Genomic DNA, 15,780 nt, shown 5'->3' on the forward strand with positions numbered 1-15,780 from the left:
CGCGGATGAGCCCATCAGGGTCATCCTCGCCGATGACCAGGAACTGTTCCGCCGCGGGCTCACGATGCTGCTGAGCCAGGAGTCGGACATCGAGGTCGTCGCCGAGGCGGGGGACGGCATCGCCGCCACCGACCTGGCCACCTCCATGGCGCCCGACGTGGTGCTGCTCGACGTGCGGATGCCGCGGCGCAGCGGGATCGAGGCCTGCCGCGCCATCAAGGAGGCCAACCCGTCGGCCAAGGTCATCATGCTGACCGTCTCCGACGAGGAGGCGGATCTCTACGAGGCGGTCAAGGGCGGGGCGGCCGGATACCTGCTCAAGGACTCCTCGATCGAGGAGGTCGCCCAGGGCATCCGGGTGGTCGCCGACGGGCAGTCCCTGATCTCCCCGTCGATGGCCGTGAAGCTGATCGACGAGTTCAAGCAGATGTCCAAGCCCGAGCGCAGCCAGGTGCCCGGACTCCGGCTGACCGAGCGTGAGCTGGAGGTGCTGCGCCTGGTGGCGACGGGGATGAACAACCGTGAGATCGCCAAGCAGCTGTTCATCTCCGAGAACACCGTGAAGAACCACGTGCGCAACATGCTGGAGAAGCTCCAGCTGCACTCCCGGATGGAGGCCGTGATGTACGCGGTCAGGGAAAAGCTGCTCGACCTGTCCTGATGAGGGTCCTCTCGCCGGCATCCGCGCGCCGGGTGGCCCTCGCCGCGCAGGGGTTCGCCGACCGGCCGCACGCGGTCGCGACGATGCGCTCCCTGCAGCGCACGGTGGCGCGCACCGGCGTGCTCCAGGTCGACTCGGTCAACGTGCTGCAACGGGCGCACTACCTGCCGCTGTACTCGCGGCTGGGCCCCTACGACGTGGACCTGCTGCGGCGCGCCTCGGCCGCCAGGCCCCGACGGCTGGTGGAGTACTGGGCGCACGTGCAAGCCCTGATGCCGGTCGAGCTCTGGCCCCTGATGCGCCACCGCATGGACGACTACCGCACCCAGCGCGGCAAGTGGGGCTTCACCGCGGACCCCAGCCTCGAGCCCCGGATCCTGGCGGCGGTCGCCGAGCGGGGACCGGTGACCGCCCGCCAGCTGGACGGCGAGTTCAGTGGCCCCCGCACCTCCCAGCACTGGGGGTGGAACTGGTCCGAGGCACGCAAGGTGCTGGACTACCTCTTCCTCGTCGGGGACGTGGCCATCGCCGGACGCTCACCCTCGTTCGAGGTCATCTACGACCTCCCCGAACGGGTGCTTCCGGCGCACGTGCTCCAGGCGCCGGTGCCCGACCCGGCCCAGGCGCAGCTGGAGCTGGTACGCCGGGCGGCCCGCTCCCACGGGGTCGCCAGCCTCCGGTGCCTCGCCGACTACTACCGGATGCCGCTGGCGCAGGCCCGCGTCGCGGTCGGCACGCTGGTCGAGACCGGCGAGCTGGAGCCGGTGACGGTCTCGGGTTGGTCCCGGCCGGCGTACCTGCACCATGCCGCCCGGCTGCCCCGGCAGGTGCACGCGCGCGCTCTGCTCAGCCCGTTCGACCCCCTGGTCTGGGAGCGGAGCCGCACCGAGGCCCTGTTCGACTTCCGCTACCGGATCGAGATCTACACACCCGTGCACAAGCGGGTGCACGGCTACTACGTCCTGCCCTTCCTGCTCGGGGACAGGCTGGTGGCGCGGGTGGACCTCAAGGCCGACCGGTCCTCCTCGGTGCTGATGGTCCAGGCCGCCCACGCCGAGCCCGGAGCTCCCGAGGAGACCGCGGCCGAGCTCTCCGTCGAGCTGCGCAGGCTGGCGGGATGGCTCGGGATGAGGGACGTGAGCATCGTCGCCCGCGGGGACCTGGCGGCGCGGCTGCGGGTCTGAGCGGGAAGGTTGTGGTCTGCCGGTTACGATGGCGCTTGGTCCCGTGCAGCCATCCGCCGGTGCCGCTCATGACCAATCAGGGAGTCTGCGTTCGTGCCTGCCATCATCGACAAGCTGCTCCGCATCGGCGAGGGCAAGATCCTCCGCCAGCTGGAGACCATCTCACAAGCCGTCAACGCCATCGAGGACGACTTCGTCGCGATGAGCGACGAAGAGCTGCGCGACATGACCGCGGAGTTCAAGGAGCGCTACGCGGCCGGGGAGTCGCTCGACGACCTGATGCCTGAGGCGTTCGCCACCGTCCGCGAGGCTTCGCGACGGGTGATCGGCCAGCGGCACTACGACGTCCAGATCATGGGTGGCGCAGCCCTGCACCTGGGCAACATCGCGGAGATGAAGACCGGTGAGGGCAAGACCCTGGTCGCCACCCTCCCGTCTTACCTCAACGCACTGTCCGGCAAGGGCGTGCACGTGGTCACGGTCAACGACTACCTCGCCAAGTACCACGCGGAGTGGATGGGGCGCATCCACCACTTCCTGGGGCTGACCACGGGCGTGATCCTGCCCTCGATGCGTCCCGCGGAGCGGCGCGAGGCCTACGCCTGCGACATCACCTACGGCACCAACAACGAGCTCGGCTTCGACTACCTGCGCGACAACATGGCGGACTCGATCGAGGAGTGCGTCCAGCGCGGCCACAACTTCGCGATCGTGGACGAGGTGGACTCCATCCTGATCGACGAGGCGCGGACCCCGCTGATCATCAGCGGTCCCACCCAGGACGAGGTGCACTGGTACGCCGAGTTCGCGGTGATCGCCCGCAACATGACCCGGGACGTCGACTACGAGGTCGACGAGAAGAAGCGCACCATCTCGGTCCTCGAGCCGGGCATCACCAAGGTCGAGGACCACCTGGGCATCGACAACCTGTACGACTCGGTCAACACGCCGCTGATCTCCTTCATGAACAACTCCATCAAGGCCAAGGAGCTGTTCCGCAACGACAAGGAGTACGTCGTCATGGACGGCGAGGTGCTCATCGTCGACGAGCACACCGGCCGGATGCTCGCGGGCCGCCGCTACAACGACGGCCTGCACCAGGCCATCGAGGCCAAGGAGGGGGTGACCGTCCGCGAGGAGTACCAGACGCTGGCCACGGTCACCCTGCAGAACTACTTCCGCCTCTACGACAAGCTCTCGGGCATGACCGGCACGGCCATGACCGAGGCGGCGGAGTTCGACAAGACCTACAAGCTCGGCGTGGTGCCGATCCGCACCAACAAGCCGATGCTGCGGGTGGACCAGCCCGACCTGGTCTACCGCACCGAGGAGGCCAAGTACGACGCGGTCGTCACCGACATCGAGGAGCGCCACAAGAAGGGTCAGCCCATCCTGGTCGGCACCGTCTCGGTGGAGAAGTCCGAGCTGCTCTCGGGGCTGCTGCGCAAGCGCGGCGTCCCGCACTCGGTGCTCAACGCCAAGGTGCACGCGGACGAGGCCAAGATCGTCGCCCTCGCCGGTCACAAGGGCGCGGTCACGGTCGCCACGAACATGGCCGGGCGAGGCACCGACATCATGCTCGGCGGATCGGTGGAGTTCCTGGCCGACCAGGAGCTGCGCAAGGCGGGCCTCGAGCCGGCCGGGGAGACCGCGGCCGAGTACGAGGCGCGGTGGCCCGACACCCTGGAGCGCATCAAGGCGCAGGTCGCCAGCGAGCACGAGGAGGTCAAGGCCGCCGGCGGTCTCTACGTGATCGGCACGGAGCGCCACGAGTCACGGCGCATCGACAACCAGCTGCGCGGTCGCTCGGGTCGCCAGGGTGACCCGGGGGAGAGCCGGTTCTACCTGTCCCTGCAGGACGAGATGATGCGCCTGTTCAAGTCCGAGTGGGTGGACCGGGTGCTGCAGGTGCTCAAGGTGCCTGACGACGTCCCGATCGAGAACAAGCGGGTCTCCAGCTCCATCGCCAGTGCCCAGGCCAACCTGGAGTCGCAGAACTTCGAGTCGCGCAAGAACGTCCTCAAGTACGACGACGTGATGAGCCGTCAGCGCGAGGTCATCTACGGCGAGCGCCGTCGGGTGCTCGAGGGTGCTGACCTCGAGGAGCAGATCCGCACCTTCGTCGACGACGTGATCGCCGGCTACGTCACCGGTGCGACCGTCGACTACGCCGAGGGCTGGGACCTCGACGCCCTGGAGACCGCGCTCAAGCAGCTCTACCCGATGTCGTTCACGCTGGAGTCGCTGGAGGCTGAGGCGGGAGGTCGGGGCAACCTGACGCGCGAGGCCCTGGTCACCTCCTTGCAGAAGGACGCGCAGGCCGCCTACGACCGGCGCGAGGAGGAGATCGGTGCCGAGGCGATGCGCGAGCTCGAGCGCCGGGTCGTCCTCTCGGTGCTGGACCGCAAGTGGCGCGAGCACCTCTACGAGATGGACTACCTGCGTGAGGGCATCTACCTGCGCGCCTACTCCCAGCGCGACCCCCTGGTGGAGTACCAGCGCGAGGGCTTCGACATGTTCGCCGCCATGATGGAAGGCATCAAGGAGGAGTCGGTCGGGTTCCTGTTCAACCTCACCGTAGAGGTCGAGGAAGCGGACGAGCAGCCGGCCGAGGTCGCTGCCGGGGACACGGCCGACGAGGTCGAGGCCCCGGCCTCGGGGATCGACCTGGCCGCCGCGGCCGCCCACGCCCCCCAGGTGCGTGCCAAGGGCCTGGACAAGCCCAGCCGTCCGACGCAGCTGACCTACTCCGCCCCCGCGGAGGACGGTGACGTCGAGGTCAAGGCGGAGGAGAACAAGCCCGAGGACCCGTTCGCCGGGACCGGTCGCAACGCGGACTGCCCCTGCGGGTCGGGCAAGAAGTTCAAGAAGTGCCACGGTGCTCCCGGCGGAGCTTCGGGCTACACCACCCGGGTCAGCGGCTAGGCCGGATCAGCAGAACTCCAGGGCCGTGCAGATCCATCGGTCCCGGAACGTCTCGAAGCGTGCAGCCACGGCGCGTGACCTCTCGCCGTGGCGCACGTGGGCGGACGCCTCGACGACCCCGTGCGCCGGGAAGGTGATCCGCACTGCGACCACCTGGGACCTGGTGACCTCGCGCCGCCTGCCCTGACCCGGGCGGTGGCCGCCGGCCCGGGCGACCAGCTCGGCTCGCCGCGCCAGGTCCTGCTGCACGTCGCGGCGGGTCCAGCGAGCGAGCTGGGCGGCGGGGCGGTCGCCCGCCACGATCTCGACGCTGGCCTGCACGTAGCGTCCGACCCACTGCTCGAGCCGCTCCCGCAGCCGGATGTCGACCGGCACCACGTCGCACCCGGGCCGGCCTGGCTCGGCATTGGTGACCGGCGGGTCGAGCAGGGGCATCAGGTCCAGGGCGAGCGTGCCCTGGACGGTGGCCACCGGCACGGCGAGCCGCAGCGGGTGCACGGTGGCGTGCTGGGGGCTCATGACCGGCCGTCCTCGGGGCCCACGGCCGGCAGGACCAGCGACTGTCCGGGGACGATGAGGTCGGGGTCCGGTCCGACCACCTCCCGGTTGCGGCGGTGGATCGCGCGCCAGGCCCGGTCGACCTGCTCGGGCGTGGCGGATCCGGGCAGGCGCTCGGATGCCAGGGCCCACAGGGTGTCCCCCTGCCGGACCACCCGGACCTCACCAGGCCCGTCGGTCGGTGGCGGACCCGGGTCCCGGGAGGCGAGCGGAGCGCTCACGCCTCGGCTCTGCGCTGTGTGCTGCGGCTCGACCTGCACGCCGATCCTCGGGTCGGTGGCCCGGTCGGGGAACGGCAGCCCTGCCACCGAGCTGGGGACCCCGTGCCGGCCGGGCCGTGCGGCGTCCCCCGCGTGGGCCAGCGCCGGTCCGGTGCTGCTGAGCAGGAGTGCGCCACCGCAGGCCGCGAGCACGAGCCGCCGCAGTGCGCCGCCGTGCCGGGCGCTGGTTCGCCCGCGTGCCGCCTCGCAGCTGGCCAGGGTCGCGACCAGCCAGATCCACCCCAGGCTGACGACGCCCGCGAGTGCCGCCGCAGCCAGCAGGAGCGAGTCGAAGCCGGAGCTCGCCGTGCCGTCACCGGGCTCGGTCAGCGTCCGCGTGCACAGCCAGGCCCCGGCCCCGCAGGCGCTCGTGGTGGTCAGCCACACCAGCAGGCACCGCCACCAGGGTGCTCGGTCCGTTCCGTGTCCCCTGACCATGTCGATCCCTTCGTTTGCGTGTGTTTACGGCATTCAACTGATGTTTGCAGCCCTTCGTCAAGGGGTTTGTCCACAGGTGCGAAGCAGCGCGGCACGCCCGCGGCGGCTGCGGCACACTGCCCTCATGGCTGGCGAGGAGGAGCTCTTCGAGCTCTTTGAGGATCTGGAGGCGCAGGCGGAGTCGCTGCACCACCTCGAGCGGTCGGCGGAGGTGGCGGACCGAGCTCGCGCCGAGTACCAGGCGGTGACGCTGGACAGTCGGCTGATGGCCTCGCTCGAGCGAAGTCTCGAGGTCGAGGTGCGCGGGGTCGGCCGGATCCGCGGCACCCTGGAGCGGGTGGGGCCGGGGTGGTGTCAGGTGGTCCGCGACAACGCACGCTGGACGGTGTGGACCCGGCAGGTCGTGGCCGTCCACGGCGCCTCGGCGCGCTCGGTGCCGGAGGTCGCCTGGACCGCCGTGCAGCGGCTGACCGTCGCCTCGGCGCTCAGGAGGCTGGCTGACGAGGTGGTGCCCTGCGTGCTGTGGACCAGCGAGGGGTCCAGGCACGAGGGCGCGCTGGGTCGGGTCGGCAGCGACTTCCTCGAGCTCGGCACCGGGGGAGGGGTGCGGCTGCTCTCCCTGGAGCAGCTCAGCGCGGTGCGCAACGAGCAGTGAACGCCGGTCGGGCCCAGCAGCCGGACCCGGCAGCCGATCGAGCGGGCGGTCTCAGCCGTGCCCAGGCTCAGGTGGCCTCGACGTCGTACGGCGGGATCGCCCCTGCAGCCAGTCGTGCCGGGGCGGGACGCGACGGCTCGTCCTCCATGGCCTCCATGATGTGCTTGCGGACCACGCTGCGCGGGTCGAGGTCCCGCAGCTCGAGGTCGGCATACTCCGGGCCGAGCTCGGTGCGCAGCTCGTCACGGGCCGAGTTCGCCAAGGTGCGGACCTTGCGGACCATCTGTGCGGCCTGCTTGGCGAGCTCGGGGAGCCGGTCGGGACCGAAGACGAGGACCGCGACGAACGCGATCACCGCCATCTCCGGCAGGCCGACTCCCAGCATGGGTCAGAACTTACTGGACGGGGTGAGCCCCAGCTGCATGCCGGCCAGTCCGCGGCCACGTCCGTGCAGCGCCTTGGCGATGTCGCGCAGCACGATCGCCGCCGGCGCGGTGGGATCGGACTCCACGATCGGCCGGCCGGCGTCGCCGCCCGCGCGCAGCGAGAGCTCCAGCGGCACCGAGCCCAGCACCGGCACGTCGTAGCCGAAGCGCTCCGACAGCGTCTTGGCGACCCGCTCGCCACCGCCGGCCCCGAAGATCTCCAGCTTGTGCTCCTTGCCCTCGGGGGTGCAGTGCGGGCAGGGCAGGTAGGACATGTTCTCCACGACGCCCACCACGCGCTGGTGCATCATCGAGGCCATGGTGCCGGCGCGCTCGGCGACCTCGGCGGCGGCCTCCTGCGGCGTGGTGACCACGACGACCTCGGCGTTGGGGAGGTGCTGTCCCAGCGAGATGGCGACGTCGCCGGTGCCCGGCGGGAGGTCCAGCAGCAGCACGTCCAGGTCGCCCCAGTAGACGTCAGCCAGCATCTGCACCAGCGCCCGGTCCAGCATCGGGCCGCGCCACGCGACCACCTGGTCGCGGCGCGGCTTGAGCATGCCGATGGAGATCACCGAGACGCCCGAGGGGGTCGGGACGGGCATGATCAGGTCGTCGACCTGGGTCGGGCGGTGGTCCGCCACACCCAGCATCGCCGGGACCGAGTGCCCGTAGATGTCGGCGTCGACGATGCCGACCTTGAGTCCCTCGTCGGCCAGCGCCAGGGCGAGGTTCACGGTGACCGACGACTTGCCGACCCCTCCCTTGCCGCTGGCGATGGCGTACACCTTGGTCAGCGAGCCGGGCTGGGCGAACGGGATCTCGCGCTGGGCCTGGCCGCCACGCAGGTTCTCGCCGAGCTGGCTGCGCTGCTCCGGGGACATGACGCCCAGGGTGAGGATGACGTCGGTGACGCCCGCCACGGCCGAGACGGCGCCGGTGACGTCCCGGGTGATGGTGTCCTTGAGGGGGCATCCGGCCACGGTCAGCAGGACGGTGACGGCCACGCGGCCGTCAGGGGAGATCCCGACGCTCTCGACCATGCCGAGGTCGGTGATCGGCCGCTTGATCTCCGGGTCGTGGACGGTCGCGAGTGCAGCGGTGACCTGCTCGACGGTGGGGGTGCTCATGGGGCCCAAGCGTAGTTGCCCCTCCCAGCGCGACCTCCGGCGGAGTCAGCGGTCGGCGACCCCGGGCTCGTCCTCGTCGGGGTCGACCGGCCGGGAGCGCTCGTCGAGGTCGTTGAGCAGGCCCCGGAACTCCGAGCGGAGGAAGTCGCGGGTGACCACCTCGCCCACCGACATCCGCAGCGAGGCGACCTCACGCGCCAGGAACTCCATGTCCGCGTGGGCGCGGGCGTTGACCTGGCGGTCCTGCTCGGCCACCACCTTGTCCCGGACCTCCTGCCGATTCTGGGCCAGCAGGATCAGCGGGGCGGCGTACGACGCCTGGAGGCTGAGCATCAGGGTGAGGAAGATGAAGGGGAACTCGTCGAAGCGCCACTGGGTGGGGGCCAGGATGTTCCAGGCCATCCAGACGGCCACGAAGATCGTCATGTAGGCCAGGAAGCGCGCCGTCCCCATGAATCGGGCGAACTGCTCGGCGAACACCCCGAACGCGTCGGCGTCGTAGGAGCGCCGGGGTCGCAGGCTGCGCCGGGTGTCGCGCGGCGTGTCCAGCCGGCTGCGGGCGGGCCGGGACTCGCTCATCGGCGCACCGCCTGGTCCCGCCAGTTCTCCGGCAGCATGTGGTCGAGGAGGTCGTCAACGGTGACCGCCCCCAGCAGGCGGCCCTCCTCGTCCACCACCGGAGCGGCGACCAGGTTGTACGTCGCGAGGTGGGCGGCGACCTCGTCGATGCGCGCCTCGGGGTGCAACGGGTCCAGGGAGCTGTCCAGGGCCGCTGCGACCAGGGTGGACGGGGGCTCGCGCAGCAGGCGCTGGATGTGGGCCGCACCCAGGAGCCGACCGGTCGGGGTCTCCAGCGGCTGGCGGCAGATGTAGACCAGGGCGGCCAGTGCCGGTGTCAGGTCGGGGTTGCGCACGTGCGCGAGGGCGTCGGCGATGGTGGCGTCGGGTCCCAGGATCACCGGCTCCGGCGTCATCATCGCGCCGGCGGTCCGCTCCGCGTAGGACATCAGGCGCCGGACGTCCTCAGCCTCCCCGGGCGCCATCAGGGCCAGGAGCGTGGCCGCGGTCTCGGGCGCGAGGTCGGCGATCAGGTCCGCGGCGTCGTCGGCCGACATCTCCTCCAGCACGTCCGCGGCGCGCTCGGAGTCCAGGCGCTCCATGATCTGGACCTGGTCCTCCTCGGGCAGCTCCTCGAGGACGTCGGCCAGTCGCTCGTCGTCCATCGCAGCCACCACGGCGGTACGCCGCTCGGCCGGGAGGTCGTGGATCATGTGAGCCGCGTCCGCCGGGCGCATGTCGCTGATCGCCGCGATCAGGTGCGTGGCGCCCTGCGACGGCTCGTGCCGGGAGAGCCCCTCGAGGTCGCGCCAGTCCACGATGTAGGTCTGGCCACGTCGGCGGAACCCCTTCGCCGGCTCCTGGACCGCGACCCGGCTGAGCACCCAGTCACGGGTGCGCGCCTGCTCCATCGCCACGTCGTACACCGTGCCCCGGACGTCGGTGGGCACGATGCGGACCGACCGGTCGAGCATCTGCGCCATCACCAGGGTCTCGGTGGCCCGCTGCTCGAACCGTCGCATGTTGAGCAGCCCCGTGGTGTAGACCTGCCCGCTGTCGAGGTGGGTCACCCTGGTCATGGGCACGAAGATCCGCCGTCGGCCGAACACCTCGGCCACCAGCCCGAGCACCCGCGGCTGGCTGGCCTCGCCCCGCACCGTGACCACCAGGTCGCGCACCTTGCCGACCTGGTCCCCCTGGGGGTCGAAGATCGGCAGGCCGACGAGGCGGGCCACGTAGACGCGCGAGGGGGTGTTGCTCACGCGCGCAAGGTTACCTGTGCGATGCGTCGCTGCCGTGGCACCGACGCGGCGCGCGGGCCTGTCGTGGGGCGTTCGACAACGCAGACCGGGCCCCCTGGAGATGCGTTACCCTGATGGACCATCTAGGACACCCGGCGCAGGGTCGGTGTGTGCAGAGCGGTTCTAGTCCCACGGCAGAAGGGTGTCTCGATGTCCAACCATCGAGCCAACCACCGAGAGCCGCGCCCGGCCCAGCGCCCGGCGCCCGGTGGACCCAGGCAGGTATCCCTGCCGTCGTGGCGGGTCCTGGCGAGCGCCCTCGGCCTCGTGCTGGTGCTCGGCCTGGTGGTCGTCCCCGGGCGAGCGTTCTGGGGCGCCCAGGACACGGTGCCCGACGGGGCCTCTGCCCCTCTCGGTCCGCAGGGCTCCCCCACGGGTGGGCCCGTCGCTGCGGAGGCCACCGAGCAGGCCGCAGGGCAGGAGCGGGGCGCAGCGCGGACCAAGGGACAGGCCGAGCAGGGGACCGGAGCCGCAGGGGAGGGCCAGCAGGACCGCGCCGGCCAGGTGACCCGGGCTCTGCTGCGCGACCGCCCCGGCACAGCCAGCACCTGGGCGTTCGCCGCCGACCTGCACCGGCGCACCAAGATCGCCGCGACCCGCGCCAAGAAGCGGCAGGTCGAGCGGATCGCCGCCCGTCAGGCGGCTGCTCGCAAGAAGAAGCAGCAGAAGCGCCGCAAGGCGATGGCCCGGCGCGCAGCGATGGCCAAGACCTCCACGTTCCGGGTCGGCAGCCTCAACATCCTGGGCAGCCAGCACACCCGCGGTGCCGGTGGCTACGGTCCCGGACCTGAGCGGGCCGGCATCTCCGCCGGGCTGGTCACCTCCCGTGGCGTCGACGTGGTGGGCCTGCAGGAGGTGCAGGACGACCAGCTTCCGGTGCTCCTGAACCGGCTCCCCGGCTACACCGTGTGGCCGCAGCACCAGCTGGGCAGCAACGGTCAGCGCCTGCAGATCGCGTGGCGCGACTCGCGGTTCGAGCTGCTCGAGACCGGTTCGGTCAGCTATGTCTTCGACAGCCAGACGATCCCACTGCCCTTCGTCCTGCTGCGCGACCGGGAGACCCAGGCGCAGTTCTGGGTCATCACCACCCACAACTCCGCCCGGGACCTGGAGGGCCAGCGGGACGCGGCCACCGCTCGCCAGATCTCGCTGATCAAGGAGCTCCAGGCACGCAACGGCAAGCCGGTGCTCATCGTGGGAGACGTGAACGAGCACGAGGAGTTCTTCTACTCGGTCTGCGGCGCCACGGGGTTCCTGGCGGCCAACGGCGGGGGAGCAGGCTGCTCGCTCCCGCCGCGCCCGTTGCGCGTCGACTGGATCATGGGCGGCGGTGGCGGCGGTGTCAGCTTCTCCGGCTACGTGCAGGACGGGGCGTCCCTGGCCCGCGCCAGCGACCACTACTTCATCCACGCAGCAGTCCAAGTCACCGACCCAGGAGAACAATGAGGACCTCACTCCCGACCTCAGCACCCAAGCGTCGGTGCCCCGCGGCGTCGATCCTGCTCGCGGCCGTGCTCGCGGTGCTGCTCACCGGGTGTGGGGCGGACTCCTCCGACACCGCCTCCGACGACTCCGCGAGCACCCCGGGGGCGTCCGTCTCCTCCTCGCCCAGCCCGGAGGGGACCCCCACGGAGTCGACCGAGGAGGAGGCGCTCCCCGAGGGGCCCCTGTGCGAGGAGGTGTGGGTGGACGGACAGGTCCTGCCGCGCCGCTACCAGGGATGCCTGGACGGGACGAAGTGGCGCGACGCCTTCGTGTACCCCTGCTCCTCGGGCCAGAACCTGGTGACCTTCGGACGCACCTTCTACGCGGCCAAGGGCGAGAGGGTCGTCGAGTCCGCCACCCCCTTGGCCAAGAACCCCCAGTTCCAGAGCGCTCTCTCTGCCTGCGGGGCCTGAGCGGCAGCAACGCCCTTCCCTCACCTCTGTGACCAGTGGTGAAGAAGTGACCGCAGTCAACTTTCGCCTACACTGTCCGTATTCCAGCCCGGCACATGGGTTCCAGTAGCGCTGGCGCCCGGGCAACTTTTCGAGATTCTGGGACCAGCCTTGCGCAAGTCATTCGTCGTCGCACTCCTCTCCGTCGCCTTGATGGTGTCGGCCACCCTCGGGCTCGGCAGCCCGGCCCTGGCCAAACCGGCCAAGCCGGCACCCGACAACTTCGTGCCCAAGTCGGGGCCGGCGTTCAACGACCCCTACGGCAAGCCGCAGGAGGTGCGGCGGCTGATCCGCCAGGTGAACCGCACGATCGACAGCGTCCCGAAGAAGCAGAAGATCCGGATCGCCTCGTGGAACGTGCGCAGCGCGAGCATCGTCACCTCGCTGATCCGTGCGCACCAGGAGCGCAAGATCAGCGTGCAGGTCGTGATGGACCGCCACAACTACAACCCCAACAACCCCAACGCCGACGTGCGCCGGTTGATCGAGGGTCTGAAGAAGGGCAACAAGCAGCGGTCCAAAGAGATGCGCAGCTGGGTGCGCAAGTGCGTCAGCGCCTGCCGGGGCAAGAGCGGCATCGCGCACACCAAGTTCTTCCTGTTCAGCCGGGTCGTGAAGGTCCCGGACGTGATCATGTACGGCTCCTACAACGCCACCGAGCTGGGCGCCACGATCCAGTGGAACGACCTCTACACGATCAAGCGGGACACCGCGCGCTACGCCGTCTTCGAGAAGGTGTTCAACCAGATGGCGCGGCAGAAGACGGTCAAGCAGGGGCTGGTGGGCTACACCGACGGCGTCACGGCCAACGGCTTCTACCCGTTCCGCGGTGAGGGCGCGGTGGGCGACCCCGTCATCGACATCCTCAAGCAGGTCTCCTGCACCGGTGCCGCGACCAAGAACGGTCGCACCCGGATCCGGATCGCCCAGACCGCCATGTACGGCGACCGCGGCATCAAGATCGCCAACAAGCTCGCCTCGCTGCGCAAGCAGGGTTGCAACATCCGGATCGTCTACGCCATGTTCGGCAACAACGTCCTCAAGATCCTGCGTCAGGCCGGGGTCCCGCTGACCCACCTCGCCTACGACTCGAACGAGGACGGCGTCTACGACCGCTACGTCCACATGAAGGCGATGGCGATCAGCGGCAACTACGCGGGCAACCCGGCCGCGAAGTTCACGCTCAACGGCTCGGCCAACTGGACTCCGGTGGCCCTGGCCAGCGACGAGGTCCTGGGCCAGGTCTACAAGGGCGGCGTCACCACCAAGTACATCAAGTGGATCGACTACATGTTCACCCACCGGCCCAAGGCATGGGGTGCGGATCCGAACACCCCCGGCAAGGCGGCCGGGCGTCGGGCGATGCCTGGCAACGACACCACGTTGATCGAGGGCGTCGATCCGTACGCCCTCATCAAGGAGGAGAACTGACATGACGCGTGCGCCCTGGTCACTCCGCAGCCTCGCTTCCGTCTCACGGACCGCGACTCGCGCCACGGTGGCCAGGGCGGTGGCGGCCTGCGTGCTCGGCTCCGTGCTCCTGGTGGTCGCTGACCAGCAGGGCGCCGAGGTCGCGCCGCTGCCGGAGGTGCAGCGGTCGGCCGCGTCGGCCTGCACCGACGTGCTCGTGGTCGGCATCGACGGCAACGGCCAGGGACGCAAGGCCGCCTACGGCGCGGTGGTCGCAGGGGTCGCGAACAAGGTCACCGCCAGGGCGACGGCGCAGAACCGGTCGGTCACCACGTCCCGGATCCGCGTCGGCACCCCGGCCAACAAGGTGCTCAAGGGCGGCCGGAAGGCCGGGACCCCCGCCACCAAGGCGGTCTCCAAGAAGCAGCTGCGGCGCTGGAAGGCGCCGGTGGGCGCGGGCGTGAAGAGGACCCGCGCCCTGCTGGCCAAGCGGATGGCGAGCTGTCCGGAGCAGCAGGTGCTGCTGGTGGGCTACGCCCAGGGTGCTGCCGTGGCGCACCTGGTCTCCCAGAAGCTGGACAAGGCGGGCAAGCTCGGCAACGTCGCCGGAGTCGTGCTGGTCTCCGACCCCTTGCGGGTCCCGAAATCCTCGACGGGCCGTCCGCTGGGCAAGCCGTCCGCCGGCAACGGGTCCAAGGGTGTGATCGCCCGGTTCGGCAAGTCGGTGGGTGACGTGCCGGGATCGGTGCCGACGTTCCGCGCCATCTCGGTCTGCCACCGTGCCGACCTCGTCTGCAACCCCGGTCGGACCAAGGTCGGCACGGCGCTGAAGGTCTCCGGCTCCTACCACAAGGGCGCCTCCAAGGCGGTGCTCCGTCAGGCCGCCGACGTCGCCTGGACGCAGCTCTCGCTCTGGCCGGACCCGGTCGAGCAGCAGCTGATGGTGGCCGCCGGTGAGCCGATCTCGGTGCAGCTGCAGGCCACCGGTGGCTCGCCGGTCGCTCCCGCGGTCCGCTGGGTTCCGGTCTCCGTCCCGACCGGTCTCACCCTGTCCGAGACGGGAGTGCTCAGCGGGGAGCTCGCGTCCTCGGGGATCTACGAGGTCTCCTTCACCGTGGCGGGCACGTCGCCCGCCACCACGGCGCGCTCCGGCAAGGTGCTGCTCAACGCCCGTGCCGCGTCCGGCGCGCTGAGCGCAGGGGGCCAGAGCACGTGCGAGGTGCGCGTGGACGGGTCCGCCTGGTGCTGGGGCCGCAACGACTTCGGCCAGCTCGGCGACGGCACCAACACGCTGAGGGTCTCTCCCGCGCAGGTCGCGGGCTCCGGCTGGGCCCGGGTGGCCACCGGGGGCAGCTTCACCTGCGGGGTGAAGACCGACGGGACGCTGTGGTGCTGGGGGCTGAACAACTTCGGTCAGCTCGGGGGCACCGACAAGACCAGCTCCAACCTGCCCCGCCAGGTCGGCACCGGTGCCACGTGGCGCGAGGTCTCCGCCTCCTGGGGGCACGCCTGCGCGACCCAGGCTGACGGCAGCATGTGGTGCTGGGGCCAGAACGGTCGGGGCCAGCTCGGCAACGGCAAGACCTCCTCGCGCAGCACCCCGCTCCGGGTGCTCGGCGACCAGCAGTGGACCGGCGTGACGGCGGGGGGCTGGCACACCTGCGGCACCGCCGGTGACGGCTCTGCGTGGTGCTGGGGGGAGAACACCTTCGGTGAGGTCGGTGACGGGACCACGACCCTGCGGGTGCGGCCGCAGCGGGTCAAGGGCGAGGGGTCCTTCACCCAGCTGAGTGCCACCTGGGGGCGGACCTGCGGCGTGCTGGTGGACGGCGGGCTGCGCTGCTGGGGCGACAACGCCTCGGGCGGCGTCGGCGACGGGACCTACGCCGATCGGGCCACCCCGGTCTCGGTCGCGGGCGGGAACGGCAGCTGGGCGCAGGTGGCCACGGGCCTCGCCGGCGCGTGCGCCTCGGAGCGCAGCGGTGCGGTGTGGTGCTGGGGCGACAATCGCTACGGCCAGCTGGGCCCGGCGACGTCGGCGTCCTCCACGGTTCCTGTCCCCGCAGGCGTGACCTCGGTCGGGGGTGCCGTGGCCGCCGGATGGATGCACGCGTGCGCCCTGTCGAGCGGCGGCCCGACCTGTTGGGGCGCCAACGACCAGGGACAGCTGGGCAACGGTGTCCAGTCGGCCGCCGCGATGCCGACCGCGCCCAGGCCCACCTGGGTCGCTCCCACCCCGCTGACCAACCAGCAGGTCAAGCAGTGGGGTGCCAAGCGCATCGCCACCGCCGGGATCGCCGGCCGTCCCGCCGTCTCGGCGCGGCTGGCCAGCCGCAAGGCC

The 15,780-nt window shown here is 70.8% G+C and carries 14 protein-coding genes; 8 read left to right on the plus strand and 6 right to left on the minus strand.

Annotation, left to right across the window (positions count from 1 at the left end; translation table 11 throughout):
- Positions 1 to 13: 13 nt before the first annotated feature.
- The 3 genes from C5H89_RS16320 (at position 14) to secA (ending at position 4,770) form a co-directional block, all read left to right on the plus strand.
- Positions 14 to 661 (plus strand): response regulator transcription factor, encoded by a 648-nt coding sequence (locus C5H89_RS16320; protein ID WP_240181924.1) that lies wholly within the window; start codon positions 14 to 16, stop codon positions 659 to 661.
- Positions 661 to 1,845 (plus strand): crosslink repair DNA glycosylase YcaQ family protein, encoded by a 1,185-nt coding sequence (locus C5H89_RS16325; RefSeq protein ID WP_104108044.1) that lies wholly within the window; start codon positions 661 to 663, stop codon positions 1,843 to 1,845. The genes C5H89_RS16320 and C5H89_RS16325 overlap by 1 nt, the downstream gene beginning before the upstream one ends.
- A gap of 93 nt (positions 1,846 to 1,938) precedes the next feature.
- Positions 1,939 to 4,770, plus strand: coding sequence for a preprotein translocase subunit SecA (gene secA / locus C5H89_RS16330; RefSeq protein ID WP_104108045.1), 2,832 nt, complete (start codon positions 1,939 to 1,941; stop codon positions 4,768 to 4,770).
- Between the two features lie 6 nt (positions 4,771 to 4,776).
- Here the strand turns inward: secA and C5H89_RS16335 are convergent, their stop codons facing one another.
- Entirely contained in the window at positions 4,777 to 5,289 is a 513-nt protein-coding gene (locus tag C5H89_RS16335; RefSeq protein ID WP_104108046.1) for an Rv3235 family protein, read from the minus strand.
- A complete protein-coding gene (locus C5H89_RS16340; protein ID WP_162799426.1) occupies positions 5,286 to 6,026 on the minus strand; it encodes a LysM peptidoglycan-binding domain-containing protein in 741 nt (246 codons plus the stop codon). Before C5H89_RS16340 ends, C5H89_RS16335 begins: the two co-directional genes overlap by 4 nt.
- Before the next feature lie 124 nt (positions 6,027 to 6,150).
- Here C5H89_RS16340 and C5H89_RS16345 point away from each other — a divergent pair, with 124 nt between their 5' ends.
- Complete coding sequence (locus tag C5H89_RS16345; protein WP_104108134.1) at positions 6,151 to 6,681, plus strand: hypothetical protein; 531 nt, start codon at positions 6,151 to 6,153, stop codon at positions 6,679 to 6,681.
- A gap of 67 nt (positions 6,682 to 6,748) precedes the next feature.
- Here C5H89_RS16345 and C5H89_RS16350 read toward each other — a convergent pair whose 3' ends face one another.
- The 4 genes from C5H89_RS16350 to C5H89_RS19175 are packed head-to-tail and all read right to left on the minus strand — an operon-like array spanning position 6,749 to position 10,053.
- Positions 6,749 to 7,066, minus strand: a complete 318-nt coding sequence (locus tag C5H89_RS16350; RefSeq protein WP_104108048.1) for a sec-independent translocase — start codon at positions 7,064 to 7,066, stop codon at positions 6,749 to 6,751.
- Positions 7,067 to 7,069: 3 nt separating this feature from the next.
- Complete coding sequence (locus tag C5H89_RS16355) at positions 7,070 to 8,233, minus strand: Mrp/NBP35 family ATP-binding protein (RefSeq protein ID WP_104108049.1); 1,164 nt, start codon at positions 8,231 to 8,233, stop codon at positions 7,070 to 7,072.
- A gap of 45 nt (positions 8,234 to 8,278) precedes the next feature.
- A complete protein-coding gene (locus C5H89_RS16360) occupies positions 8,279 to 8,812 on the minus strand; it encodes a DUF1003 domain-containing protein (RefSeq protein ID WP_104108050.1) in 534 nt (177 codons plus the stop codon).
- The gene (locus C5H89_RS19175) at positions 8,809 to 10,053 is read right to left on the minus strand and encodes a CBS domain-containing protein (protein WP_205305085.1); all 1,245 of its coding nucleotides are present in this window, start codon (positions 10,051 to 10,053) and stop codon (positions 8,809 to 8,811) included. Before C5H89_RS19175 ends, C5H89_RS16360 begins: the two co-directional genes overlap by 4 nt.
- Before the next feature lie 189 nt (positions 10,054 to 10,242).
- On the opposite strand from C5H89_RS19175, the gene C5H89_RS16375 reads away from it, so the two are divergent.
- From C5H89_RS16375 to C5H89_RS16390, 4 genes are all read left to right on the plus strand, one after another.
- Positions 10,243 to 11,538 (plus strand): endonuclease/exonuclease/phosphatase family protein, encoded by a 1,296-nt coding sequence (locus C5H89_RS16375; RefSeq protein WP_162799427.1) that lies wholly within the window; start codon positions 10,243 to 10,245, stop codon positions 11,536 to 11,538.
- Positions 11,535 to 11,990, plus strand: coding sequence for a hypothetical protein (locus C5H89_RS16380; protein ID WP_104108053.1), 456 nt, complete (start codon positions 11,535 to 11,537; stop codon positions 11,988 to 11,990). Before C5H89_RS16375 ends, C5H89_RS16380 begins: the two co-directional genes overlap by 4 nt.
- A 150-nt stretch (positions 11,991 to 12,140) precedes the next feature.
- Positions 12,141 to 13,460: a phospholipase D-like domain-containing protein gene (locus tag C5H89_RS16385; RefSeq protein ID WP_104108054.1), complete on the plus strand. Its 1,320-nt coding sequence runs from the start codon at positions 12,141 to 12,143 to the stop codon at positions 13,458 to 13,460.
- Between the two features lies 1 nt (position 13,461).
- Positions 13,462 to 15,780, plus strand: a 2,319-nt coding sequence (locus C5H89_RS16390) for a cutinase family protein (protein WP_114149432.1), incomplete at its 3' end; no start/stop codon positions are given.

The sequence above is a fragment of the Nocardioides sp. 616 genome, assembly GCF_002930065.1.
In the GTDB taxonomy this organism is placed as follows: Bacteria; Actinomycetota; Actinomycetes; order Propionibacteriales; family Nocardioidaceae; genus Nocardioides; species Nocardioides houyundeii.

What these genes read in the sequence shown, in the direction of transcription:
- C5H89_RS16355 (WP_104108049.1), bottom strand. Translation starts at nt 8,233, where the DNA reads ATGAGCACCCCCACCGTCGAGCAGGTCACCGCTGCACTCGCGACCGTC.
- C5H89_RS16350 (WP_104108048.1), bottom strand. Translation starts at nt 7,066, where the DNA reads ATGCTGGGAGTCGGCCTGCCGGAGATGGCGGTGATCGCGTTCGTCGCG.
- C5H89_RS16340 (WP_162799426.1), bottom strand. Translation starts at nt 6,026, where the DNA reads ATGGTCAGGGGACACGGAACGGACCGAGCACCCTGGTGGCGGTGCCTG.
- C5H89_RS16375 (WP_162799427.1), top strand. Translation starts at nt 10,243, where the DNA reads ATGTCCAACCATCGAGCCAACCACCGAGAGCCGCGCCCGGCCCAGCGC.
- C5H89_RS16325 (WP_104108044.1), top strand. Translation starts at nt 661, where the DNA reads ATGAGGGTCCTCTCGCCGGCATCCGCGCGCCGGGTGGCCCTCGCCGCG.
- C5H89_RS16335 (WP_104108046.1), bottom strand. Translation starts at nt 5,289, where the DNA reads ATGAGCCCCCAGCACGCCACCGTGCACCCGCTGCGGCTCGCCGTGCCG.
- C5H89_RS16380 (WP_104108053.1), top strand. Translation starts at nt 11,535, where the DNA reads ATGAGGACCTCACTCCCGACCTCAGCACCCAAGCGTCGGTGCCCCGCG.
- C5H89_RS16360 (WP_104108050.1), bottom strand. Translation starts at nt 8,812, where the DNA reads ATGAGCGAGTCCCGGCCCGCCCGCAGCCGGCTGGACACGCCGCGCGAC.
- C5H89_RS16345 (WP_104108134.1), top strand. Translation starts at nt 6,151, where the DNA reads ATGGCTGGCGAGGAGGAGCTCTTCGAGCTCTTTGAGGATCTGGAGGCG.